Below are 24,690 nucleotides of genomic sequence, written 5' to 3' on the forward strand. Positions count from 1 at the left end.
TTCTACTTGACCGTCTCCAACGAGTCCCGCATCACTATGCCCAAATTCATTAATCGAAACGATTCGACAGGAGGAAATCGATGTTTCGAAAGTTGGGCACGCGGTGTTCCGGTGTGATCCTGCTCGCGGCAGTCTTCCTGCCGATCGCACAAGGCTGTTCCGACGAACCGTTCCGCGATCCGCGCGTCCCCATGGATGCGCGGGTTCAAGACCTGATGGAACGGTTGACGTTGGACGAGAAGATTTCGCTGCTGCACCAATACCAACCGGCCATTCCACGGTTGGGCATCGCCCTCTTCAAGACGGGCACCGAGGCGCTGCACGGCGTCGCGTGGTCGAACGATTATGCCAATAAGGGTGCCGTGGTCTATGCAAAGGGCACAGTGTTTCCCCAGGCCATCGGCCTCGCGAGCACGTGGGACCTCGATTTGATGAAGCAAGTCGGCCGGGTCGTTGGCCGCGAAGCGCGAGGGTTCCACGCGATGAACCCGTCCATTTGGGGCCTGAACCTGTGGGCACCCGTCGTCAACCTGCTGCGCGATCCGCGTTGGGGCCGCAACGAGGAGGGGTATTCGGAGGATCCTTACCTCACCGGGCAGATGGCCATTGCGTACGGGCGCGGCATTCAGGGTGACGATCCCACGTATTTGCAAGCTGCCCCCACGTTGAAGCACTACCTTGCCTACAACAACGAGGTCGACCGCACGACGAGCAATGCCTCGGTGCGGCCGAAGATCCTGCATGAGTACGATCAGCAGGCCTTCGAAATTCCCCTTCGGGCGGGCGCCGCGAACGCGGTCATGCCCGCGTACAACCTGATCAACGGCAGGCCGAACACGGTCAGCCCCGAACTGGAAAAGCTCGTTCGAACGTGGTCGAAAGAGGAAATTGCCATCGTCAGTGACGCCGGTGCCCCGACGAATCTGGTGGCCTCCGAGGCGTATTACGCGACGCGGCCAGAGGCGTATGCGGCGGCCATCAAGGCCGGACTCGATAGCTTCACGGACAACGACACGGACGGTTCCATCGTCACGGGCGCGATCAAGTCCGCGCTCGAGCAAAAGCTGCTGAGCGAGGCGGATGTCGACAAAGCTGTGCGCCATTTGCTTTCGCTGCGCTTTCGTCTGGGTGAGTTCGATTCGGGTGGCCCGTACGGGAACATCACACCGGCGGTCATCGATTCGCCCGAGCATCGGGCGCTGGCGCGCAAGGCCGCCGACGAACAGGTGGTGCTGCTGCGCAACGAAGGAAACGCGTTGCCCCTGAACGCCGCGCAAAACCGGAAGATCGCCGTGGTTGGACCGCTGGCCAACGTTCTGTACCAAGATTGGTACGGCGGCACGATGCCGTACGGAATCACGCCACTCCAGGGCATCACCGAGCGGCTCGGCGCCGCGGGCGCGAACGGCGCGGTGGTCTCCAGCGAGGGCGTCGATCGGATTGCGCTGAAGAACGCGGTCACCGGCAAGTACCTCACGGCGTCGACGGATGCGGCGGGCGCCAAGCTGCGCGAGGGCGGCACCGTGGCGGGTGCGAACGAGGAGCTCGACGTCTTCGATTGGGGTGCGGGCATCTGCACCCTGCGCACGGTGGCCAATGGTCAGTACCTGTCGCTGGGCGACGGCAAGACGCTGATCAACGATGCGCGGCAGCCGAGCGGCTGGTTCGTTCAACAGCAATTCAAGTTGCAGGCGCAACCCGATGGCAATTACATCCTCGAGTACGCCGGCAACGATGCGCGGCAGTCGTGGTTCGGGCCGAACAAATACGCCGTGGTCGGCGCCGATGGGACGCTGAGCATCGCGTCACCGACGCCGGAGGGCGCCACCAAGTTCGCGCGCGAAGTCGTTCGCCATGGCGTGGAGGAGGCCGTGGCCGCGGCCACGGGTGCCGACACGGCCGTGGTGGTGGTGGGCAGCATGCCCTTCATCAATGGGCGCGAGGACAACGATCGCACGAGCACGGCCCTGGCGCCGGCGCAGGCTGCGTTGATCGAGGCGGTGCATGCGGCCAACCCGCACACCATCGTGGTGGTGGAAAACAGCTACCCGACGACAGGGTGGAATGCGCAGCGCGCCCCCGCCATTCTCTGGACCACGCACGCGGGGCAGGAAACCGGGCACGCCCTCGCCGACGTGCTGTTCGGCGACACGGATCCGAGCGGGCGCCTCACGCAAACGTGGTACGCGTCCGATGCGGAGCTACCGAGCATTTTCGATTACGACATTTCGAAAACGGGGATGACGTACCAGTATTACAAGGGCGCACCGCTCTACGCCTTTGGCTACGGGCGTAGTTACACGAGCTTCGGCTATGGCCGGGCGCGGGTCGATCGCCCGTCGGCCCCCGCGAACGGCGAGGTGCACGTGACCATCGATGTGACCAACACGGGCGCACGACCCGGGGTCGACATCGTTCAGTTGTACTCACGTCCGCGCGCATCCGGTGTGGCGCAGCCGCTGCAGCGTTTGCGCGCCTTCCAGCGCGTGCAGCTCGCCCCCGGCGAGACGAAGACGGTGACGTTCTCGCTTTCCGTGCGCGACCTTGCCTTCTGGGACGTGAGCCGGAGCAAGGCCGTCGTCGAGACGGGGGACTACGATCTGCTCGTGGGTGCGTCGGCGACGGACATCAAGTCCACGGTCTCGATCGCCGTCCAAGGCGAGTCCATCCCACCCCGCAATTTGGCCATACCGACCCTGGCCGAACATTTCGACGACTACCGGGCCGTCACCTTGGTCGATTGGAGCAAGGCGAGCGGCACCTCGGTTTCCGCCTCCGCGGGAAGTTGGCTCGCGTACCAACGCAGCGGATTGTCGCCGCTCGCGCACGGATTTACCGCCTCCGTGGCCAAACCCGCAGCCGGGGATGCGCACATCACGGTGCGGCTCGACGATCCGGTAAACGGCCGGACCGTGACGACCGTCACGGTCCCCAGCACGGGCGACAAATACCGCTACACGGACGTGTCTGCCGCGTTCGCCGACGGAATCAGCGGCACCCATGATGTGTACCTGGTCTTCGACGGCCCGGTCCTTCTGCATTCGTTTCAATTGAATTGATCCTGCAGCGCCATCCCATCGAGTTGAACCATCGGCAACGGAGGGAACCATGATGAAGTTCATTCAATGTACGATTCTGGCGGCGGTAGTACCCATTGTCACCATGGCACACGCCGCCAATTGGTCCTCGTCGGACAAATGGGGGTCCTGGTCCGACGGCGGCTACACCGTGCGCAACGATGTTTGGGGCAGCGGTGCAGGGCCACAGACCATTTGGGCCAATTCGTATAGCAATTGGGGCGTTTGGGCGGACCATCCCAACACCGGCGGCGTGAAGGCCTACCCGCATTCGGCCAAGAACATTAACAAACGACTCAGCGCGATCGCCTCGTTGAATAGCAGTTTCAACGTGACGGTGCCCGGCGGCGGGGCGTACGCGTCCACGTATGACATTTGGGCCAACAACAACGCGTACGAGATCATGCTCTGGATGAATTGGACCGGCGCCGTCGGCCCCATTGGCTCCAAGCAAGCCACGGTGAGCGTTGGCGGTCACACATGGGACGTCTACCGAGGATCGAACGGTTCCAACGAGGTTTTTTCGTTCCTGCGGCAGGGCGACACCCACTCGGGAACGGTGGACATCGACGCCGTGCTGAATTGGATTCGAGGCCGGGGCTGGTTCGGCGACGTCACCGTCGGCGAGGTCCAATTTGGCTTCGAAATCACCTCGTCCAGCGGCGGCATGGACTTTCGCTCGAACAGCTACTCCGTCACGTCGTCATGACGTGATGCAGTGGCGCGCCGGCGAGGAATCGCGCGACCTCCTCGCCGGCAATGCGTGCCGCCGTGTGCGCCGTCTCGCGACTGGCACCGGCGATGTGCGGGGTCACCACCAGGTTGGGCGCCGAGAGCAGTCGATCGCCCGGCGGGATCGGCTCCGGGTCGAACACGTCCAGCCCAGCGCCGAAGAGGTGACCGCTTTCCAAGGCGTCGCAGAGCGCGGCCTGGTTCAAGAGGCTGCCGCGCGCGCAGTTGATGACGATGGCCCCTCGCGGCATGCGCGCGATGGCGCGCGCATCGATGATGTGGTGCGTTTCGGCGCTGGCGCGCGCATGCAGCGAGATGACGTTCGCGGTCGAGAGCAGTTCGTCCAATCCGACGGGCGCCACGTGCGCGGGAAGGGTCCGCGGGTCGACGTAAGGATCGAACACGCTGACCCGAGCGCCGAAGCCCGCGACGATGGCGGCGACGCGGCTTCCAATCTGCCCATAGCCTATGAGGCCGACGTGGGCGGCACCAAGCTCGCGCCCGCATTTTCCGAATTCGTAGAGGTCGCCCCGCCAGGTGCCGCCGTGCAATTCGGCATTGGCCTCGGGGATTCGGCGCATCACCGCCATCATCAACGCGACGGCGTGCTCCGCGGTGGCGGCGGCGTTGCGGCCGGGCGCATGGCTGACGACGACACCGGCCTTGCGGGCGGCCGCAAGGTTCGCGTTGGTGACGCCGCCGCGGGCAATGACGGCGAATTTGAGCGACGAGGCGCGGATGACGCGCTCCGTGAGCGGCGCATGATTGGCCACCATGATGTCCGCCCCTTCGAGCGCGGCAATCAGCGCTTCCTCGCTTCCCGATCCCTCGGACACCTCGGCGACGGGCCCGAACGGAACCGCCGGCCACGGCGTCCGATAGTGATGAAAACGCAGAACATCGGAACCGGTATTCGGCACCGCCGCGCGAATGCCCTGTTCGAAGATCTCCGGAAGGATGAAATGGTCGCCTGCGGCGAGGATCGTCGTCATGGTACCTCAGATGGCTTGATTGAGACTCAGCAGCGCGGTGTAAGGCTCCCCCCCGCCACATTCGCTCATTTTTCCCGATTCCCCCCCCTCCGGGGGGGGATTGCCACGAATGTCGACTTCGCTGACGGCGGCGTTGCGCAGCACCGGGAATGTCCGGCGGTAGTGGCGTAGGGGCAATCCGAGCAGCTCGCACAACGCCAGGCGAAGCGCGGTGTTGTGCGACACGACCAAGGTGGGCCCTTCCGTCGCCGCAGCCATGTCGCGCAGTGCGGCGGCCATGCGGTGCGCGACCGCCTGCGGCTCCTCGCCATCCGGCCACGGATGCGCGGAAGGGTCGCGCCGGAAGGCTTCGGCGGCCTCCGGTTGCTCGATTTCCATTTCGGCGAAGGTGCGGCCCTCGGCGATGCCGAATTGGCATTCGACGAGCCGCGAATCGGTGAGGACCGGCAGCCCTGTTGCCCGAGCAACGGGCTGCATCGTGGCCACGGCCCGGCTCAATGGCGAGCAACGAAGGGCCGAAAGGCCGGCCGTGCGCGCCCAGGCCGCCAGCCGCTCCGCCTGGGCGCGGCCCGTTTCATCGAGCGGAATGTCGCTGCTCCCGGCATACCGGTTTTCGGCGTGCCAGATCGTCTGCCCGTGGCGCACCAAATAGAGGCGACTCATGCCGCCCTCCGGCGTGCGTGCGCGATCAGTACGGCGCTGGCCCAGCCGCGTTGCTCGATGGCGTCGAGAAAGGTCCGATAGGTGCGCAGCAACGCGCGGTGCCGCTCGGGCGCGGGCTCGGTGACGACGTCGTCGCGCACCGTGCGGGACGTGGACCCTGCCGCCAGCAGCGCCATGCCCACCGCGGGCTCCGCGTGACGGGGCCGATGGACTTGGCGGCCAAGCACGTCGGCGCGCAGTTGCGTCCAATGGTCGCTGCGGGCGCCCCCGCCGGTAAAGCTGATACGCCCATCGATGCGGGCGCCGAGCCCATCGAGATGGTCGAAGCAAAGTCGCTCCACGAAGGCGAGGCCCAGCGCCATCGCCGCATAGGCCTCCACATCGTCGGCCGGTTCGCCCGTCGAGAACGATTCCGCGTCGGGCGCGACGAACGGAAAGCGCTCGCCCCTTCCGGCCAGCGGATACGTGAAAAATGACGGATCCGGACGCGCCGCCGCCGCGACGCCCAGGGCGGCCAAATCGGCATGGCGAAGCCGCGCCGAGAGGATCCCTGCCCCACTGCTCGAGGCGCCGCCGGGCAACCACAATCCGCCGGGCCCGCGGTGCGAGTACATGGCGCCGTCCGGATCGCGCAGGAGCGTCTCCGATACGCCCTTGAGCGCGAGGGTCGTTCCGAGAACACAATTCCAACTTCCCGGGGTGAGCGCGCCGGCGCCCATCTGCGCCGCGCAGCTGTCCGTCATCCCGGCCACCACGCGCACACCGGCGCGCAGCCCAAGAAGCGTGGCCACGCGCGCGCCCAATCGCCCCAAAGGCTTTCCCGGTTCCACCAGCGGTGGGAGCATGCGACTCGGTAGCTCCAAGGCATCGAGCAGCGGGAGCGGCCATCGAACCTGCTGCAAATCGCAACCGGTCTTCAACGCCGTGCTGCAATCGGTGGCCACGCGTCCTCCCACGAGGCTCTCGTTGATGAAGTCGGTCTGATGGAGCAATCGCGCCTTCGAGAATTCCTCCGCAAGCCAATGACGGCGCAGCCAAAGCCATTTGGGCAGGGCCCACGCCGGCTGCATCCGGGCATAGCCATTCGCGAGCCAGGCCTCGGCGCCCACACGATTGACGACTTCCGCCTCGGCGGTCGCGCGAACGTCGTCGTACATCAGCGCGGGTGTGATCGGCGCACCCTCCGAGTTCGCGAGGAGGATGGTGCCCGATGTGCCGTCGACGGCCACCGCTTCGATCTGCGAAGCGTCGAGGCCCTGCCTCGCGGTGTGGACGGCGGCCACCACGGCGGTCCACCATGACGTGGGGTCCTGCTCGTGCTCCCCGTTGCGTCGCACGCTTTCGAGCGGCGCCGTGCCCTCGCCCGCGAGGACGCCCTCGTCGGTCAAAATGATGGCCCGCACGCTCTGCGTGCCGAGATCGATCCCCAGGGTGCTCATGCTTCGATACCTGCCGCGCGGCGGAGTTCACGAAAGTGCCGCAGGATGTCCGTGTACAAGGTCGTATTTCTCGTGTCGGGTGAAAATCGCATTTCGATCGTTCCCAATCGCGCAGCTTCTTCTCGAAGGGCCCTTCCGCGCAAAACGACGTTCGCGGCGACGAGGGCTCCGCGCGCGCCGATTTCGCGAGCCTGGGAACGCAGCACGCCGACGCCGGTCACGTCGGCGACAATCTGGCACCAAACGTCGCTGCGTGCGCCGCCGCCGCACACCCGTATCTCGGTGGGCATGGATGGCGCCGCCTCGAAGCAATCGCGCACGACGAACGCGAGCGCTTCGAGCGTCGCGCGCGCCAGGTCACGGCGGTCGTGGCGAAAGCCCAGCCCGAACAGGGCGCCGCGGGCCCGCGGGTCGAAGAACGGTGCGCGCTCCCCCGCGGGCGACATATAGGGAAGAAGCACGAGCCCGTTCGCACCGGGCGGAGCTTCGAGCGCGAGCTTATCGAGCTCCGCGGCCGAACCAAGGCCCATGATGCCGCTCATCCAGTCCATGACCTCGCATCCCACGAGCGACGGAAACGCGCGCAGCGTCTTGCCGAAGACGTCGATGTTGATGCCGATGCCCTGCCGCGCCACGTCCGGTCCATCGAGCATGATCTGCGAGCACACCGTGGTGCCGAGGATCGCCGAAGCCTGCCCGTGCGCCACAGCACCGGTGCCGAGCGCCATGCAGGCGATGTCGTAGGGCGCGAGCACCACGGGGATGCCGGCTCGAAGCTCGAGGTGCTCCGCAGCCTCTTGGCGCAGCGTTCCCACACGGTCTGTGTCGGCCAAAATGGGCGGCCGCAGGCGGCGCGCCGATTCGATTCCGAACAGCGCGAACATGTCCTCGGCCACGGCACCGGTTCGAATGTCGAGAAAGGGCAGCGAGGCGTCGGAGCGGTCCATGCCGAAGCGGCCGGTCATGCGCAGAAAGGCGAATCCCGTGCAGGAAAGTGCGGCGTGGGCCCGCTCGAGGCGCTCCGGCTCGTGGGCGCCGAGCCACGCAAGGATGGCATTCGGCGCCCCGGCGAAGGTGCGGCTGCCGTTGAGATCGAACCCTCGTGCGATGCGGCCCTCCGCCGTCCAGCGCTCGACGATGCTTGCGGCGCGCGCATCGTTCCAGAGGATGGCATGGCCCACGGGCGCGGCCTGCGCATCGACGAGCCACACGCCATCGCCCTGCCCGGTAAGGGTGATGGCCTCGATGGAGTCGGCCATTCCCGAACAGGCCTTGCGGACGGCCCGGGCGATGGCGTTCCAGAGTGCGCGCATGTCCTGCTCCGAGTGACCCGGGCGCGGACGCAGGACCGCGCTGGATTCCCGCGACATCGCCCGTTCCGTGCCGCCGTCGTCGAACACGACGGCCTTGATGACGCTGGTGCCTATGTCGATGCCGAGTATCGTCATGGTTCGGCCGTGCGCAACGTCATCGTCAATGCGGCACTGAGGAGATGCAACGCCGCGAAAACCCATATAACCACTTTGGCCCCAAAGGGCCCCATGAACAGCGCCACCACGGCGGGGCCGAGCCAAACGCTGACGCCGGCTCCCAAGTTGAGCAGGGACATCGCAGCCCCGCGTCGATCGGGCGCAAGCCACGGCGTGAGCGCCGTGAGCGGAACGTACCCCGCGAGGGTGGCGCCGTAGAGCCCGGCCACGAGCATCACCGGCCCAGTTTGCGCGGGCCCGGCATGAACCGGCGCGTAGTACATCAGCAAGGTGGTGATGGCGGTGCCCACGCCGCCGAACCACGCCACGGTGTTGCGCCAGCCGAATCGGTCGCCGATGAGGCCGAAGGCGAGGTTGCAAAAGATGTTGCTGGTGAACATCACCGTGACGATGCGCAGCCAGACCGACAATTCGAAGTGAAGCGTCTCGGTGAAGAAGACCGGCATGAAGACGAGAAAGCCCCATTGCGATGCCGTATTGATCGCCCGCACGATGGCAGCATTGACGACTTTGGGGTGCGAATGGGCGAGCGTCAGGCTGGTGAGCAACGTCGTGACGGGGCTTTCTTCGTGCACGTGCGGGCCGGGACCTCCCTCGGGCGTGCGGGCCAACCCCACGAGGGCGATGATGCCGCCCAGGATGACGATCGCTAGGGCGAGCCAGAGCGTGGGCAATTGGCCCATCGCAGGGATGGCGAAGCTCGCGACCATGGCGCCCAGGGTCGGCAGGCCGCCGGTAAAGGCGAACCAGAACCAGCCTGCGGCGCTGCTCAATCGCTCGCGCGGGGCCACGCGGGTGACCCAAACGAGAAACCCATAGGCAAAGAGCGGATAACCGAATCCGCGAATGCCGTAGAACAGCATCATGAACGAGTAGTTGTCGGGGTGAACGCCGAGCCCGAGAAATCCAATTTGCGCGAGGACCCAAATGGCCAGCCCGTACGCGATGACGCGGCGCGGCCCAATCAGATCGGAAAGCGCGCCGGAAAACCATGCGGCCACCGAGGCGGTGAGGCCATAGACGGTGAAGAGGTAGGCCACGGACTCCATGCTTCGCCCGCGGCCGACGAGGTAGGCGGAGAGGTACCCCGACTCGACACCGTCGCCGATCATGAAGAGGAGGAGCCCGATGTACCCGACGAAGAGCACCCGCGGGATGCCAATGCGATCGAGCCAGGACGGCGAATCCTGCGCATCCCGAATCGAAATCGGACCATTGTCGGTCTGGAACTGCGTCATGCTTCTGCGTCCCTTCAAGTACGGCCCGCAGGCCTGGGTGCCCGAAGTGTTCGCCCGAAAAGGCGACGGCGTGACTGCAGTTTGCAATTTTTTTTGTCGAGTGAAAGAAATTTCATTCAGAGGCCGTAAATAATTTCTTTCATCGAAGGAAAATATTTACAGTACCTTACCCGCGGAGAGGGATCCGCTTTGAGCAAAGACGATTTCGCCTTGGAAGCGCGTGCGGCGTGGCTCTACTACAAGGGTGGCCTGACGCAGGGAGAGGTCGCGGAGAAGCTGGGGGTAAGCTCCGTGCGGGTGCACCGTCTCATTGCACGGGCCGCCACGGCGGGGATCGTGAAGATCACCGTGCAGGGCTCGATCACGGAATGTGTGGCCCTGGAGGAGGAGATCAAGCGCCTCTCTGGCGTGCCCGATTGCCGCGTCGTACCGGAGCTCGCCGATCCCGGGGATCCGTTCCGCGCGATCGGTGCCGAGGCGGCGGAGATGCTCTCCACAGCCATCGAGAGCGGGGTGCATGCCATCATCGGCTTGGGGCACGGTCGCTCCATCGCGAGTGCCATCGATCAGCTTCCACAACTCGCGCCGGGGAGCCGCCTCTCCATCGTGTCGCTGCTGGGCGGTGTACCGCATCAACGCCGTGCTTCGACGTTCGACGTCATCTATCGCCTCGCGGGGAAGACGGGCGCGGAAGCCTGGGTCATGCCCGTGCCGCTCTTTGCCGATACGTCCTCTGCGGCACATACCATCGCAGCGCAACGCAGCATCGCCGAGACATTGCGTTTGGGCGCAGAGAGCAGCCTATCGCTCGTGGGCATTGGCGAGGTCACCGGCACGGCCTCACTCCTCTCCGCACACGCCATCGAAGAAGACGACGCCCGCGCCCTGCGCGCGGCCGGCGCCGTCGGCGAAATATTGGGCCACTATTACGATGCCGAAGGCCACCCCATCGACGGCCCCATCGCCAAGCGCGTCATTGCCGTGCCTCCGAAAACGCTGAGCCGCGGTCTCGTAGCCATGGCGAGCGGCGCCCAGAAAATCGCCGCCATCGCATCGATTCTGGCAACCGGGCATTTGAAGGGATTGATCACCGACGAGCCAACGGCCACCGCGCTGGTGGCATTTGCCAATCGCGCAAAGCCGGCCAAACGAAAGGGCGCCTCGTCCAAGGGTGCGTGAGAATTCAGCCCCCGAGTGTTGCGTGCGATATTACAGCCCCATCGGTCCGGGCTCGTGCTTTAGCGTGATATCCTGCCCCACGGCCGGCAGTGCCAATGCGCGCAGTGCGCCTTCGCGCCATACGATGAAGGCGAGGGACGGGTCGTCGAGGGGCCGATCGAAGGTCACGGCAAAGCGCGTGGGGCGACCGTCGGTGGCCTCGAGGACGCGCACGGACCATGGGCCGAGGGGCACGAGATCGCCCGCGTGCAGCGGATGGTCCGGCGCGCGCACCACGAACTCGAGGGCGTTGTCGAGCAAGGTGCCGCGCACGAGGGCAATTTCGAGCGTCCGCGCGTCGACGCGCTTTAGCCGATGCTCGTGCGGCGACATGCTCAACAGGTGAACGGCCCGCGGCAGCCGCTCTGGGCGCGCAAGGGCAAGGTCCGACGCGAGGTACATGCCCACCAGAGGGTCGGATAGGCCAATGCCCACGATGTTCACCCCCTCCCGTGCGGGGATCTCGGCGCGCGCGGCCAAAGCCCGCGCGGCGTGGGAGGAACTGGTAAGTTGCTGCGCGCCAAAGGCGAAGAGCGCCGGCGCGACGATGAGGTGCAAGAACCCGAACACGGCCACGCCCGCACGCGCCGGTACCCCGGCTCCCGCATGAAGCAACGCGATGGCGAGCGCAGAGACGATTCCCAGGTTTGGCAAAAACAGAATGCGATCGCCAGGAATTCCCGCTGCCCCAGGCAGCACCGCGAGAACGGCGCCGGCAAGGAGCCATGCAAGCGTGCGGCGCACCTCGGGATCCAACCCGCGCACCGCACGACGAAGCAACAGCCCGAGGGCCGTCGCCGCCACCACGCCGAGGGCCGCCAACACGGGGATGGCCTGCGGCGCCAGGCCCGTGATCTCCGAGGGGGCGCCCACCAACGCGGCCTCCGCGAAGACGGCCACCCTGGCCGGCAGGTGCGCCAGGTATTGCCCGGGGTGGCCGATCGGATCGACATACGCACCCGACGCATACGCGCCGAAGCCCAATCCCTTGTACAGCGCCGCATAACCCACGAAGAGCGCGCCCCACGGGGCGAACGCACGAAGCCGCTCGCCGGTGGAGGCGCGCCGGCCGATGAACACGTACGCCGCCACGTACGCAAACACGCCCAACGCCGTTTCGCCCGCCGCCAGCCCGAGCGCCGCACACGCCATGGCGGACCACGTTTCGCCCGCGAAGGTGCAACGCCAGGGCCGCGATGGCCAACACGCCGGAAATCGCCACGTGGCGCGCCGCCGGCCACGCCGCCAGCATCCAGTGCGCCGGGGCCATCGCAAAAAGGATCACGGCCAACGCCGCTTCCCGCTCCGGCAAAAGCCGGCGCAGCAGCATCCCGGCGGCAAAGACCGCGGCCACGTACCAGGCCATCGAATGAAGGTGGTACGGAAGCGGATGCCGCCCCCCCATCGCATGATCGAGCGCAAACAGCGCACTGCTGAGCGGCCGAAAGAACGAAAGCCGCAATTCATCGAGCGTCCACCAAGGCAGCGGTCCATCGTCGACGAGCAGCTGCCGCTGCCCCGCATTCCCCGTTGCAAACGTGTACAGGTGAAACGGCCCCGGCGCGGGTGCGGGCGCGGTACCGTCCAGACGCAACACCATGACTTGGTCATCGCAATAGAAGTCCGCAAAGAGCGCGGGAAGCGACAATACGACCGCCAAGAACGCGGCCACCCAAAGTGCACGCGGGAAGCGAAGCATGCGTGATGCATAGTGCCAAATCGCAACACCGGAAAGCGCAAATTTCCACGCAATCTCGGTCCGTCGGCGGTCGATAAAACCAACCTGGAAGCTTAGAACCGAATCAATCGCACGTGCCGTGGATCGATCGCCGTGGACGGATTGACACCGAAGAAGTCCGTGAAGGCATGATCGAGATGGGCCAAGTCGTAATAGCCGACTTCATGGGCCACCTCGGTGAGGGAGCGGCCTTGTGTCCACAACGCCACCCCGCGCCATAAGGCCACCCACCGCATGAAATAGCTCAACGTGCTGCCTGTTTGCTCTTTGAAGAGGTGCCCCAGGCGCGACGTCGACAAGTGCAGCCTCCGTGCGAGGCTGGCCGGGGTTGCTTCCTCACGCGGTAAGTCGTTGATGAGCTGCATGGCCTTTTCGACCCGCGGATCGAGCGCCCGGTCGTCGGGGGGCTTGCCGGCGATGGCCACCACCAGATCGCGGGTGAGCGCGTGCACCTCGGCGCCGCTCAAGTTTCCGGCAAACGCGCGGGTCAGGCAGGGAACCAGCGGCTCGAAGCGCGCGAAGTCGAGCGCCACCACGTCCTCACCCCCCAGCACGGGCTGCACGGCGGCGTACTCGCCCGAATGCACGGGAAAATCGATGGCCACCAGCCCCTCCGCCGCCAGCCGTTTGCGCGCCACCTTCGGCGCCACCAATGCGGCCTGCGTGGAAAGGGCGGCCCCCTCCCCCACTTCGAGGAGCATGGGCGCCTTGTAGGCCAGAAGCAACGTGGCCGCCGGTCGCCGGTACGGCGCGTGGCTGCGATCCAGAACGAGGCTTTCGGCCAGCAGCACGAAGCGTTGTGGGCCCACGTACACGATGAAACGCAGCGGCGGATTCGGGTCGTACGCTTTCATGAAAGAAGAGCGGTCTCGTACAATCGCTTCGGGGCGGAAAAACCTTAGATCGAATCGTGGCCGTCGCGGCCACGCACGATGGAGGGAAATACCGTGAAGACGCTCCAACACTGTACTGCGGTCATGACCATGCTGCTCGCCTCTCTCTCGATGGAGGGCGTTGCCGCTGCCGCCACGCCCCCAAGCCAAGACGCATTCTACACCGCCCCCGCCGCCATGCCGTCGGTACCGTCGGGGACCATCCTCGCATCGCGGCCGGTCACCCTGGCGCTGCCGCTGGCCGTCAAAGCGTGGCAGTTGAAATATGCCACCACCGATGAACATGACCGTCCAGTCGTCGCCATCGCGACATTGGTCGTTCCCATTTTGCCCTACCTCGGCACGCGCCCGCTCCTGTCGTACAACGTGGCCATCGATTCGCTGTCCATCGATTGCAATCCCTCCTATGTGATGCAGGGCGGCGTCGTCACGCCATCCACCTCCGCCAATTTCGGTACCGCGTTGGAGATGGCCAATGTGGTGTTGGCGCTCAAAACCGGCTGGGCCGTCGTGGTACCGGATCACGAGGGCTTGGCCATGAACTTCACCGTCGGCCCCATGAGCGGCCATGCGGTGCTCGATGGCATTCGCGCCGCCCGAAGCTACACCGAGGCCCGTCTCCGTGACGCGCCGCTGACGATGTGGGGCTACTCGGGTGGCGCGCAAGCGACGATGTGGGCCGCGGAGCTGGCCCCTTCGTACGCGCCCGAGCTGCGCTTCAAAGGCATCGCGGCCGGTGGTGTGCCCGTCGATCTGGTGAGCATTCTCCGCTACGTCGGGGGCACGTACATGTCGGGCATCGCCGCCGGCGGCGTCATGGGCCAGGCGGATGCCTACCCCGAGTACAATGCGCACCGCTTCCTCAACGACGCGGGCAGGAAGCTGCGCGCGGACGTGCGCCGCCAATGCATTGGCGATCTGATTATGAACTATGCCTTCAAGGATCTATCGGACTACTCCACCGTGCCCGATATGGCCAGCGAGCCCGACGTGCAAGCCATCGCCGCCCACAGCCGCTTGGGCGGCCGAAAGCCCGCGGGCCCGCTCTACGTTTACCACGGCTACTGGGACCAGGCGATTCCATACCGGGACGTGGAGGGACTCGTCGATGGGTATTGCAAGCAAGGTGTGTCCGTCACCTTCAACATCGACCAACTGAATCACGTGACGGACCATTTTGCCTACGCCGCCCTCGGCGTGCCCGGTGCCTTCGTCTATCTGCAGGCCGCAGTCGCCGGCTTCGCCGCACCGAGCACCTGCCGCTAGGGCGTCAAGGATGGAGCGCCAGGCGATCTATGTATGAATCGTATCGATGCATGGTGTGAAAACTATCCATTCGACCCATACATGACCACGGCTTAGCTTCTAGGCCGAGGTCATCGTTCATGAGGCATTGGGATATCTCGGCGCCGGCGGCCATCGCAGCGTCGGCGCTCGTGCAGGTCGCGTGTGCGACTCCACCACGAATACACGCTGGTCAGGAGGCGCCGGCCAAAGGCTACGCCGTGAAGGAGCTCGGAGATGGGCTCTATTGGGTCACGGATGGGGCTTACAACACCATGTTTGCCGTGTCGACGGAGGGCGTGATCGCCGTCGACCCGTTGCCAACGTTGGGAAAGAATTATTTGAACGCGATCCGGGAGGTCACCGACAAACCGATCGTGTATGTCGTTTACAGCCACGAGCACGCCGACCATATCGGTGCGGCCAACCTGTTTCCCACGACGGCGAAGTTCGTGGCCCAGCGTGAAACCGCCGCCATGCTCGAGCGCCGGCGCGACCCGAGGCGTCCCGTCCCCACGATCATCTTCGACGGGACGTACCGACTCGAACTCGGCGACCAGATGCTCGTCCTCGACTACCACGGCGTGAACCACGAGGCGGGGAACCTCTTCATCCATGCGCCCAAGCAGAAGGTGTTGATGCTCGTCGACGTCGTCTATCCCGGATGGATGCCGTACAAGAATCTCGGGATTGGCGTCGATATTCCGGGGTACGTGGAGGCCCATCGCATCGCCTTGGGGTACGACTTCAACACCCTCGTGGCAGGGCACGTCGACCGCCTCGGCACACGACAGGACGTGGAGAATTCGCTGGCCTTCGTCGGTGAGCTTCGGTCGGTCGTGGGGGCTTCGATGGCCAGGCGCACGTTTCCCGATTATCTAAAATCAGCGCCCAGCATAAAAACCTCCTGGGAACGACACAACGATTACGAGCTCGCCCTCGTCGACGACTGCTACGCCGAGATGTTCCCGAAGTGGAGCCCGCGCTTGGCGGGAAGCGAGAGCTACCTCAAGGACAACTGCTGGGCCATGCTGGAAAGCCTCGTCGTGCAGTTCGGCCCCGCCGAGGTGAAATGATGCCGAGCATCGCCATGACCGTCAACGGCAAGGCCGTTCGCGTGGACGTCGATCCCTCGACCCCGCTCCTATGGGTTCTTCGTGATCACCTGCAGCTGACTGGAACGAAATATGGTTGCGGCATCGCCCAATGCGGAGCGTGCACCGTCAACCTCGACGGAGACGCGGTGCGGGCTTGCGTCACCCCCGTTTCCCGGGCGGCCAATCGTCATGTCACCACCATCGAAGGCCTCTCGCCCGATCGAAGCCATCCCGTCCAGCGGGCTTGGCTCGAGGAGCAGGTCCCGCAATGCGGATATTGTCAATCGGGACAGATCATGGCGACCTCCGTGTTGCTGTCGAAAATCGCGCGGCCATCGGACGAGCAGATTCATGATGCGCTCGCGGGAAATCTCTGTCGTTGCGGAACCTATCCTCGCATCCGCAAGGCCGTGCATCGCGCCGCCGAGCTGGCGACCGAAGACGGGAAACCGCGATGAGCACCTTGTCCCGCCGGAGCTTCCTCGGCGCGAACGGCATCGTTCTCGTGGGCTGCTTTCTCGATTCGATGTTCAGCGGCGCCGAGGCGCTCGCCGCGCCCGCGCCCGCCATCGATCTCAATGCGTGGATCAAGATTGCCGCGGATGACACGGTCACCGTCGTCGTCTCGCAAGCGGAGATGGGGCAAGGCATCATGACGACGCTCCCGGCCGTCCTCGTCGAGGAGCTGGGGGCCCGCTGGGAGCGCGTGCAGTTCGAAACGTCGCCGGCGGCCGTCGCCTACCGCAATCCCCGGCTGCAGTGGCAATTCACCGGAAACAGCGAAAGCATCTCGTCGTTCTTCGATTTGATGCGCAAGATGGGCGCCAGCGCACGGGCCATGCTCGTCGAGGCGGCCGCCCGCAAATGGGGTATTCCTGCCGCCAGCTGCAAGGTCGAGGACGGATACGTCATCGACTCGGCCTCGCAGCGCAGGGAAAGCTTCGGCGCGCTCGCGCCGGCTGCGAGCAAGATCGCGCCGCCCAAAGAGCCCCGGCTCAAGCCCGAACGCGAGTGGAAGCTGCTCGGAAAGCCGCTTCCGCGCGTGGACAATCCGGCCAAGGTCGACGGCAGCGCCATCTTCGGGCTCGATTTCATGCTGCCGGGAATGGTTCACGCGGCCATCCTCAACTGCCCCGTGTTCGGTGGAAAACTGGTCTCCATCGATCGCTCGTCGGTCGCGGGAGAGGACGGCCTCCTCGACGTCATCGAAGTACCGGGTGGCGTCGCCACGGTCGCAAAGACGTATTGGCAAGCGCGCAAGGCGCTGGATGCCCTGCGCGTCGTTTGGGACGAAGGGCCCCATGCACGGGTCGATAGCAAAAGCCTCATGGGCCAATACCACCAGGCCATGGCCGGCGACGATTGGGTACCGGTCAAGGCCGTCGGCGGCACATTCCCCACGGCGCACTCGGCCGAATACGAGAGTCAATTCCTCGCCCACGCGACCATGGAGCCCATGAATGCAACCGCGCATGTTACCAGCGAGGGTTGCGAAATCTGGGCCCCGACGCAGGGGCAGGAGCTCGCTCAAGTCGTGGCCTCGACGATTCTCGGGCTGCCCAAGGAGAAAGTGCAGGTCCACCGCACCTTTCTGGGCGGTGGATTCGGCCGCCGGCTGCTCGTCGACTACGTGGTGCAGGCCGTCGTCCTGGCCAAGGCCGTGGGCCGGCCGGTCAAAGCCATTTGGTCGCGGGAAGAGGATATGCGGCACGATCACTATCGCCCCGCCGTCCTCCATCGCATGGCGGCGGGATTCGACAAAGACGGATACCCCATTGGCATCGCCCACCGGCTGGTGTCGCCCACCATCCTCAAGTCCGTTTTCCCACCGGCGGTGACCGACAAGCTCGACCCGAGCTGCCTGGAAGGCCTGATGGAGACGCACTACCGCATCCCGAACGTGCGCATCGATTTCCATCTGCTCTCCATCCCCGTTCCGACCTCCGTCGCCCGTACGACGGGGTATGGCCCCAATCTCTTCGCGATGGAAAGCTTTCTCGACGAAGCGGCCCATCGCGCGAAAAAGGACCCGTACGCGTATCGCCGCCATCTCCTCGGCGGAAACCCGCGCGCGCTGGCCGTCCTCGACCTCGCCGCCGACAAGGCTCGCTGGCGTGAGGCGCCGCCCGCGGGCGTTCATCGCGGCATCGCATTCGCCGAGGCGTTCAACACCATGATTTGCCAGGTCGTCGAGCTGAGCGTCCAGGACGGACGTGTGACGATCCATCGCGTCGTTTCGGCGGTCGATTGCGGCACGGTGTTGAACCCGAACATTGCCGAGAACAACATCGAAGGCGGTGTCGCCTGGGGACTCTCCAACGCCTTCAAATCGGAAATGACCTTTTCACGGGGCAAGGCCGTGGAAGGCAACTTCGACGGCTTCCAGATTTTGCGTCTCCCCGAGATGCCCCCGTGCGAGACCCATTTCATCGACAGCGGAGCACGGCCTCTCGGCGGCACCGGAGAAGTAGGACCGGTTACCGTCATTCCCGCGGTGACGAATGCCATCTTCGCCGCAACGGGCCGGCGCATTCGCTCCTTGCCGCTCGCCCGTCACGGTCTCCATCTTGGATGAGAACGCCGCTAGCAGCAGATCTCGAAAGGATCGATGGATGAGATCGATGTGGATATTCGCCCTCTGCGCATTTTCCGCGTGCAAGCCCCATGGGAACAGCGTGCCGGCTGACGCGTCCCCATCGACCGGGTTCGAGGCGTTTCGCGCGGCATCCACGGTCTTGTTGCATCCGCGTTGCCTGCATTGCCACGCGGAAGGCGACGCGCCGCTGCAAGGCGACGACCACCACGTCCACGACATGAACGTGAAAAGGTCGGCGGACGGAAGGGGCTCCCCGGCGATGCGTTGCACCAACTGTCATCAAAGTACCAATTCGCCACTTCCCCACAGCCCGCCCGGGGCCGACGATTGGCACATGCCCGCCGACGACATGCGAATGTCCTGGCATGGGCTGACGGTGTCGCAGCTTTGCGAATCGCTGAAAGATCCGGCGCGAAATGGGCATCGGCAGCTCCCGGACGTCATCGATCATCTGGATACGGGGCTGGTCAAGTGGGCGTGGGAACCCGGTTCGGGGCGCGAGCGGCCACCGCTCGCGTACGGCGATTTCGTGGCAAAGATGCGCGCGTGGAAGGAAGCTGGCGCTCCGTGCGGGGATCGCTGAGGGCCTGCTCCGTCGCGGCGCTCGTCGCGATCCTCAGGCCTGGCGTCGCAGGGGCCGCCGATGATCGAACAGCGGTGGCCGTGGCGGGGCCGTCCGGGTTCGGCCTCCAATCCGCCGACGGTGCCTATCGCCTGAACCTGCGTTGGCTGCTTCAAACCGACTTCCAGGCTTTTCTGATCGACAGACCGCCCGGGGTGAACGCATCGAGCTCGTTCGTCGTGCACTTTGCCGCGGTGCAAATGAGCGCGGTCATGGCGGGGGGCGTTCGCGCGCAGCTGTTCGTGGACTTTGCGCAAGGCCGCGTGACCCTGCTGGATGCGTGGGCGGAGGTGGATCTCGCGAAGCGTATGACGCTCCGGGTTGGCAAATTCCTTTATCCCATCAGCGAAGAGCGCCTCACCCCGGGCATTTGGTTGCCGTTCGTGAGCACCACGCTCGCAAGCGTGCTCCTGCCCAGCCGGAATACGGGTATTCAGCTCTACGGAGAGGCCATCCCCGGCGTTCTGAAGTACAACGTTGCGCTCACCGACGGCGTGACCGCCCGAATCTTCGCACGCCCCTTTTCCGAATCCGTCGTTGCTCCACTGGCCAAGCTGGGCATGGGCGTGGGTGCGAGCTACGCGCATCGAAGCGGCCTATTGGCCAGTCCGGACCTGCCGGTCTTGCGCACGTACGGTGGCAGGACCTTTTTCGCGTACGACGACGGTGCGGCCGCGGACGGTGGCTCGTGGAGGGTGGTGCCGCATCTGACATGGGCCTGGGGACCGGTTGCGGCCTATGCGGATTGGGTGCATGCAGCCGATCATGTCGGCGGTGCCCCCATCTCCTACGATGCCTATGGAGTCGTCGCATCCGCCGTTCTGACGGGCGAGGACGCGGAGCCCCTTTCGTACATCGTCCCGAAGCATCCGTTCGATCCGTCCAACGGGCACTTCGGAACATTCTTGCTGGTCGGTGGCGTGGGCCGGCTGGCGATCGGCGCGAACGCCTTTCGACCCGGCGCGGCCAATCCCGCCGCGGCATCGCGAACGGCCACGGTCTATGGCGGCGGCTTCAATTGGTATCCCGTGAGCGGCATCGCGGTACTTAGTTCATTTGGGCACATGTTCTTCGAAAGTGCCGGCGACGCCCCCGTTCGCCCCGACGAAAATGTGCTCATCGTGCGGCTGCAGGTGGCCTTGTGAACGAAACGCGGGACCTCGTTCGAACCTGGCGCTCGCTCGAGGACGGCGGCGAACCGATGCTGCTCGCCACACTGATCCGCACGGCAGGCTCGAGCTATCGGCGCCCGGGGGCGCGCATGCTCATGAGCCAACGCCGCTGGCTGGCAGGCGGCATCAGCGGCGGATGCCTCGAAGACGACCTCCTTCGCAAAGCGTGGTGGTACACATCGAGCGGGCGCGCCCGCCGCATCGAGTACGACACCATGGGCGACGCGGAGGATGCGGGCGCGGGCTTCGGCCTGGGTTGCGACGGCCGGCTCGAGTTGTTGCTCGAGCACCTTTTATCCACCGACCCCGTGCATCCGCTGCGCTTCATCGAGCATTGCTTCGCGGCGGGTGAGCCCGGGGTGATGGCCACGGTCGTTCGTGGTGACGAGGGCTTGGGTCACCGGTGGCTGCGCGATGCGCATGGCTGGACGGCCTGCAACATGGCCGATGAACGGTGGAAGGCCGAGATCGAGCGGGCGGCGGCCACCGCGCTGGAATCGGAGCGTTCCATGTATCTTACACTGGATGCCGCCGACGTCTTCGTGGAGGTCGTTCTACCGCCGCGACCACTCGTCGTTTTCGGAAGCAACTACGACGTCGTCCCGGTCATCGAGCAGGCCAAATGCGTCGGCTGGGATGTCTCCGTCGTCGCCCGACGTGCGTCCGAAGGAGCCCGCGAACGTTGTGCACGGGCAGACGCCTTCGTGGTCGCAGCCCCCGCGGACATCCGAATTGGACGCCGCACGGCGGTGTTGGTCATGACGCACAACTACGAGTCCGACCTGGAGATCCTGAAATCGATTCTGCCGTCGCCCGCACCCTACGTCGGCATCCTCGGCCCGCGCACGCGCACCGATCGCCTGCTCTCGGACGTGCTCCGGGCTGGGGTGAGCGTGTCCCCCGCCCAGCTCCAGCGCGTGCGTGCCCCCGTCGGACTCGATCTTGGAGCGCATGGGCCGGCAGACATTGCGCTGGCCATGATCGCCGAGATTCAATCCGTGATGTCCCAGCGCTCGGCCCGGCCTTTGTCCGAGTGCCAATCAAGGAATGCGACGTAGCCACTCGGCCAGGGTCTTGCCAATCAGGTGTGGATTGTCCTCTTGCAGGTAATGGATCCCCTGGCCGACGGGCACCACCTCCAAGTTGGGTAGGTTGTCCTTGCACCAGGCCACGAGCGGCGCCTGCATGAGCCCCCCGGGCTCCCCGGTGAAAAGCAGCTTGGGCAACTTAGAGCGGCAAAGTGCGTCGCGCGAGCGGCTCACGATGTCCACGACGTCGGCGGGCTCGCCGGCGACGGGGATCTGCCGCGGCCAAACCAGAGTGGGTTTGCGCGAGGCGCGATCGGGAAACGGTGCACGGTAATGGTCCATTTCCGTGTCGGTGAGTTTGCGAACGATGGCGCCGGGAAGAAGGTGCTCGATGAAGAAGTTCTCGTCGAGCACCATGGCCTCGCCCACGCCCGGCGTGCGCAGCTTTTGAAAGACATCGCGCACGGCGTCGGGGAATCGTTCCCAGCTCGGGATCGGCGCCAAAATGGGCTCCATGAAGGCGATACCGCGGACGCGCGATTCGTGGCGCATGGCCCAGTCGAAACCGAGCGCCGAGCCCCAATCGTGGATCACCAGGGTGATGCGCTCGAGCCCCAAGGCCGAGATGAACCCGTCGAGGTAGCGTGCGTGGTCGGCGAAGCGGTAGCCGATGTCCGGCTTGTCCGAGCGGCCCATGCCGATGAGATCGGGCGCGATGGCGCGGCCCAAGCCACGTACGTGCGGAATGATGTTGCGCCAGAGATACGACGACGTGGGATTCCCGTGGAGAAACAGAATGGGATCCCCCTGCCCTTCGTCGACGTAGGCCATGCGCGAGCCGTGCACGTCGATAGAACGATGTTGAAAGGGAAAGTCGGACGAAATCGATTCATGGGTCATGAGGGAGGCTCCTTGTATTGGTGAATCATCGTTCGAAGCGTCACGACGAAATCGCGTTTGCTCTTCGGATCGGGATCGCTCCGGTAATAGGCCGTAAGTCTGTGCATTTCGGACAGCGTCGAAAGGTGCGCCTGCAGGGCGGGTACATTCCCGTCCTCCTCGCGGACCTCCAGATCGTTGCGCTTCACCCGGCCGAGGTTGATGGCCCGGTCGATGCGGCGGTGGCACGCGCACGGGGCCTTCGGCTCGAACACGCCGCAGGTGCGCGAGAGGAATTCGACGAGCGCGGTGCGGGCCCGACTGAGGCGCTTGCGGAACGCCGCGGCCTCGATTTCCAGGACCTCGGCGGCCTCGTCCGAGGAAAAGCCGAGGATTTCGCCCAGGATGAAGGCGATGCGGTGATCGCCGTCGAGGCATTGGAGCATCGCGCGGCTGCAGGCGACCTTGAGCTGCCGGTGCAGCAGCTCGTCCTCGGGGCGCGGGACCGCCTGATCGTCGCGGCCCTCGGCCAGATCGTTGGCGAACGCATCGAAGGAACGCTGCGCGGCCGCGGCACGCTCCTCGCGAAAGTCGAGAATGCGCCGCACGGCGATGCGCCACGCCCACGTCGAAAATTTCGCCTCGCCACGGTACTGCGCGAGGCGGGTGATGATACGGATGAGGGCCTCCTGGGTGGCATCTTCCGCGTCCACCCGATGCAGGAGCATCCGCAGCGCCACGCCGTGAATCGGCTTCTGCAGCGTGCGAACGATCTTCTCGATGGCGTGCCGATCGCCGTCGACGGCCAGGGCGATGAGCTCGCTCGTAATCCCGGAAAACGTATCGCTCGTGGTCATCGCCGTATTGGACTGCCGCGAACGAGAAGCTGTGACCGAAAATCGGACCCTTCGGATCGACCGAGCGGTCTACACGCCGGGGAAATGCGATCGCTCGTGCGACTGTGATGCGTCGGATCTCACCGTGGGAATCACTCGATCATGCGTAACTGCGTGACGTAATTCGCATTACGAAATCTCGATTTTTCTCATTGCCCGAGGCGATATTTGGACTATCTCACGGGCTATCCAATTCGCGATTCGAACTCGAAAATGATTTCGAGATTTCGCGGAAGGAAAATCGAAGAGATTCGTACCAGGGGATGCTGCCCACTGCAGCGAGACCCTCGGTCATCACAAATAAGAAATACGGAGCTTGACTCTATGAAACTGTCGTTGAAGCACCAGACGTGCGGCGCAATCATCCTCTCGATCGTTGGCGTGTTGGCTGCGGGTTGCGCAGCCGAGGGCGTGAACGGCGGCGAAGAGAACGTGACGGAAACGTCCAGCGAACTGCGCGCCGAGTGGAGCACGACACCGGTAACGGTCACTCATGACATCCCCGCGCCCGATTACAAGACCCTCAAGGTCGCGAAGAACAACGGTTTCGATCGCAGCGTATTCCAATTCGACACCGGCATTCCGGGTTACGACGTCCGTTACGTGACCAACCCGTCGCAGTGCGCTTCGGGCGATCCCATCACCGTCTCCGGCACGGCCTACATTCAAGTACAGATGCAGCAGGCGAACGCCTACGACTACGAGACGCAGAAGCCGACCTACTCGCCGGCGTCGATCGTGGACGTGAAGCCGAATCTCGCCTCGGTGAAGCAGCTCAAGATGTCCTGCCCGGGCATCGAGGCCGAGACGTCGTACATCATCGGCGTTTCCGCGAAGAAGAACTTCCGCGTTACCGAATTGAAGAATCCGCCGCGCATCGTGGTGGACGTTCAGCAGTAAATCCAATCATCCCTTCTCCTTTCAAATCAAAACCACCCCTCTCCCTCGGGGAGAGAGGCAAAACGACATGGATCTCATTTCTATGAAACTGTCCTTGAAGCACCAGTTCTGCGGCGCAGTCATCCTCTCGGTCGTCGGCGTGTTCGCAGCAGGTTGCGCGGCCGAAGGCGTGAACGGTTCGGAGGAAGTCGCGGAGACCTCCAGCGAGCTGCGCCCCGAGTGGAGCACGGCGGAAGTGAATATTCGTCATGACGACATCGGCTCGACGGATTTCAAGACGTTGAAGGTTGCCAAGAACACCGGCTTCGATCGCAGCGTATTCCACTTCTCCAACGACGGCGTTCCCGGTTACCGCGTTCGTTACGTGGCCACTCCGCAGATCTGCGCGGGCGAGGGCGAACTCGAGGTCCAGGGCAATGCCTTCATCGAAGTGCAGATGATGCCGGCCCAATCCTACGACGACGAGACGCAGAAGCCGACGTACTCCCCGGCCACCATCGTGGACTTCAAGCCGAACCTCGCTTCGGTGAAACACCTCAAGATGTCCTGCCCCGGCTTCGAGGCCGAGACGTCGTACGTCATCGGCGTTTCCGCGAAGAAGAACTTCCGCGTTCTCGAATTGAAGAATCCGCCGCGCCTCGTGGTGGACGTTCAGCAGTAATCGCGACGCCACGACGTATTTGAACCGCCAAGACGCCGAGTACGCCAAGGTTTCGAGGATCCTAGAATCCCGTTT

General features: G+C 64.8%; 22 protein-coding genes. 13 read left to right on the top strand and 9 right to left on the bottom strand.

Annotated features, from left to right (window positions below; all coding sequences use genetic code 11):
• The first annotated feature begins 80 nt into the window (after positions 1 to 80).
• Entirely contained in the window at positions 81 to 3,059 is a 2,979-nt protein-coding gene (locus LVJ94_32160) for a glycoside hydrolase family 3 C-terminal domain-containing protein (protein ID WXB01562.1), read from the top strand.
• Between the two features lie 49 nt (positions 3,060 to 3,108).
• On the top strand, positions 3,109 to 3,786 hold the full coding sequence (locus LVJ94_32165) for a hypothetical protein (protein WXB01563.1): 678 nt from the start codon (positions 3,109 to 3,111) through the stop codon (positions 3,784 to 3,786).
• Here the strand turns inward: LVJ94_32165 and LVJ94_32170 are convergent.
• From LVJ94_32170 to LVJ94_32190, 5 genes are read right to left on the bottom strand one after another with little or no spacing between them, the layout of a single operon-like run.
• On the bottom strand, positions 3,773 to 4,801 hold the full coding sequence (locus LVJ94_32170; protein ID WXB01564.1) for a hypothetical protein: 1,029 nt from the start codon (positions 4,799 to 4,801) through the stop codon (positions 3,773 to 3,775). The genes LVJ94_32165 and LVJ94_32170 overlap by 14 nt on opposite strands.
• A 6-nt stretch (positions 4,802 to 4,807) precedes the next feature.
• Positions 4,808 to 5,464, bottom strand: coding sequence for a histidine phosphatase family protein (locus LVJ94_32175; protein ID WXB01565.1), 657 nt, complete (start codon positions 5,462 to 5,464; stop codon positions 4,808 to 4,810).
• Positions 5,461 to 6,903, bottom strand: coding sequence for a hypothetical protein (locus LVJ94_32180; protein ID WXB01566.1), 1,443 nt, complete (start codon positions 6,901 to 6,903; stop codon positions 5,461 to 5,463). The genes LVJ94_32175 and LVJ94_32180 overlap by 4 nt, the downstream gene beginning before the upstream one ends.
• The gene (locus LVJ94_32185) at positions 6,900 to 8,351 is read right to left on the bottom strand and encodes a carbohydrate kinase (protein ID WXB01567.1); all 1,452 of its coding nucleotides are present in this window, start codon (positions 8,349 to 8,351) and stop codon (positions 6,900 to 6,902) included. The genes LVJ94_32180 and LVJ94_32185 overlap by 4 nt, the downstream gene beginning before the upstream one ends.
• On the bottom strand, positions 8,348 to 9,631 hold the full coding sequence (locus LVJ94_32190; GenBank protein ID WXB01568.1) for an MFS transporter: 1,284 nt from the start codon (positions 9,629 to 9,631) through the stop codon (positions 8,348 to 8,350). The genes LVJ94_32185 and LVJ94_32190 overlap by 4 nt, the downstream gene beginning before the upstream one ends.
• A gap of 189 nt (positions 9,632 to 9,820) precedes the next feature.
• Here LVJ94_32190 and LVJ94_32195 point away from each other — a divergent pair, with 189 nt between their 5' ends.
• Positions 9,821 to 10,810 carry a hypothetical protein gene (locus LVJ94_32195; GenBank protein WXB01569.1) on the top strand — a complete coding sequence of 330 codons (990 nt, stop codon included), beginning with the start codon at positions 9,821 to 9,823 and terminating at the stop codon, positions 10,808 to 10,810.
• Between the two features lie 30 nt (positions 10,811 to 10,840).
• Here LVJ94_32195 and LVJ94_32200 read toward each other — a convergent pair whose 3' ends face one another.
• The gene (locus LVJ94_32200) at positions 10,841 to 12,001 is read right to left on the bottom strand and encodes a hypothetical protein (GenBank protein ID WXB01570.1); all 1,161 of its coding nucleotides are present in this window, start codon (positions 11,999 to 12,001) and stop codon (positions 10,841 to 10,843) included.
• 44 nt (positions 12,002 to 12,045) lie between these two features.
• Between LVJ94_32200 and LVJ94_32205 the strand changes: the two genes are divergently transcribed.
• Positions 12,046 to 12,222 carry a hypothetical protein gene (locus tag LVJ94_32205; protein WXB01571.1) on the top strand — a complete coding sequence of 59 codons (177 nt, stop codon included), beginning with the start codon at positions 12,046 to 12,048 and terminating at the stop codon, positions 12,220 to 12,222.
• Positions 12,223 to 12,640: 418 nt separating this feature from the next.
• On the opposite strand, the gene LVJ94_32210 is transcribed toward LVJ94_32205, so the two are convergent.
• Complete coding sequence (locus LVJ94_32210) at positions 12,641 to 13,441, bottom strand: AraC family transcriptional regulator (GenBank protein ID WXB01572.1); 801 nt, start codon at positions 13,439 to 13,441, stop codon at positions 12,641 to 12,643.
• A gap of 93 nt (positions 13,442 to 13,534) precedes the next feature.
• On the opposite strand from LVJ94_32210, the gene LVJ94_32215 reads away from it, so the two are divergent.
• The 7 genes from LVJ94_32215 to LVJ94_32245 all read left to right on the top strand — a co-directional run bounded on the left by LVJ94_32215 (position 13,535) and on the right by LVJ94_32245 (position 21,309).
• On the top strand, positions 13,535 to 14,746 hold the full coding sequence (locus tag LVJ94_32215; protein ID WXB01573.1) for a lipase family protein: 1,212 nt from the start codon (positions 13,535 to 13,537) through the stop codon (positions 14,744 to 14,746).
• A 119-nt stretch (positions 14,747 to 14,865) separates the two neighbouring features.
• The gene (locus LVJ94_32220) at positions 14,866 to 15,840 is read left to right on the top strand and encodes an MBL fold metallo-hydrolase (GenBank protein ID WXB01574.1); all 975 of its coding nucleotides are present in this window, start codon (positions 14,866 to 14,868) and stop codon (positions 15,838 to 15,840) included.
• The gene (locus LVJ94_32225; GenBank protein ID WXB10765.1) at positions 15,840 to 16,319 is read left to right on the top strand and encodes a (2Fe-2S)-binding protein; all 480 of its coding nucleotides are present in this window, start codon (positions 15,840 to 15,842) and stop codon (positions 16,317 to 16,319) included. Before LVJ94_32220 ends, LVJ94_32225 begins: the two co-directional genes overlap by 1 nt.
• Positions 16,316 to 18,436, top strand: coding sequence for a molybdopterin-dependent oxidoreductase (locus LVJ94_32230; protein ID WXB01575.1), 2,121 nt, complete (start codon positions 16,316 to 16,318; stop codon positions 18,434 to 18,436). The genes LVJ94_32225 and LVJ94_32230 overlap by 4 nt, the downstream gene beginning before the upstream one ends.
• 355 nt (positions 18,437 to 18,791) lie before the next feature.
• Positions 18,792 to 19,040 carry a hypothetical protein gene (locus LVJ94_32235; protein ID WXB01576.1) on the top strand — a complete coding sequence of 83 codons (249 nt, stop codon included), beginning with the start codon at positions 18,792 to 18,794 and terminating at the stop codon, positions 19,038 to 19,040.
• The gene (locus LVJ94_32240) at positions 19,025 to 20,224 is read left to right on the top strand and encodes a hypothetical protein (GenBank protein WXB01577.1); all 1,200 of its coding nucleotides are present in this window, start codon (positions 19,025 to 19,027) and stop codon (positions 20,222 to 20,224) included. Before LVJ94_32235 ends, LVJ94_32240 begins: the two co-directional genes overlap by 16 nt.
• Positions 20,221 to 21,309, top strand: coding sequence for an XdhC family protein (locus LVJ94_32245; protein WXB01578.1), 1,089 nt, complete (start codon positions 20,221 to 20,223; stop codon positions 21,307 to 21,309). Before LVJ94_32240 ends, LVJ94_32245 begins: the two co-directional genes overlap by 4 nt.
• Here LVJ94_32245 and LVJ94_32250 read toward each other — a convergent pair.
• Together LVJ94_32250 and LVJ94_32255 are read right to left on the bottom strand one after the other, a co-directional pair.
• On the bottom strand, positions 21,292 to 22,179 hold the full coding sequence (locus tag LVJ94_32250; GenBank protein ID WXB01579.1) for a haloalkane dehalogenase: 888 nt from the start codon (positions 22,177 to 22,179) through the stop codon (positions 21,292 to 21,294). The two genes, LVJ94_32245 and LVJ94_32250, sit on opposite strands and share 18 nt — an antisense overlap.
• Positions 22,176 to 23,015 (bottom strand): RNA polymerase sigma factor, encoded by an 840-nt coding sequence (locus tag LVJ94_32255; GenBank protein ID WXB01580.1) that lies wholly within the window; start codon positions 23,013 to 23,015, stop codon positions 22,176 to 22,178. The genes LVJ94_32250 and LVJ94_32255 overlap by 4 nt, the downstream gene beginning before the upstream one ends.
• Positions 23,016 to 23,378: 363 nt before the next feature.
• On the opposite strand from LVJ94_32255, the gene LVJ94_32260 reads away from it, so the two are divergent.
• Positions 23,379 to 23,954 (top strand): hypothetical protein, encoded by a 576-nt coding sequence (locus LVJ94_32260; GenBank protein ID WXB01581.1) that lies wholly within the window; start codon positions 23,379 to 23,381, stop codon positions 23,952 to 23,954.
• Between the two features lie 67 nt (positions 23,955 to 24,021).
• Positions 24,022 to 24,615: a hypothetical protein gene (locus LVJ94_32265; GenBank protein WXB01582.1), complete on the top strand. Its 594-nt coding sequence runs from the start codon at positions 24,022 to 24,024 to the stop codon at positions 24,613 to 24,615.
• The last annotated feature ends 75 nt before the right edge of the window (positions 24,616 to 24,690 follow it).

It is taken from the genome of Sorangiineae bacterium MSr11367 (genome assembly GCA_037157805.1).
In the GTDB taxonomy this organism is placed as follows: domain Bacteria; phylum Myxococcota_A; class Polyangia; order Polyangiales; family Polyangiaceae; genus Pendulispora; species Pendulispora rubella.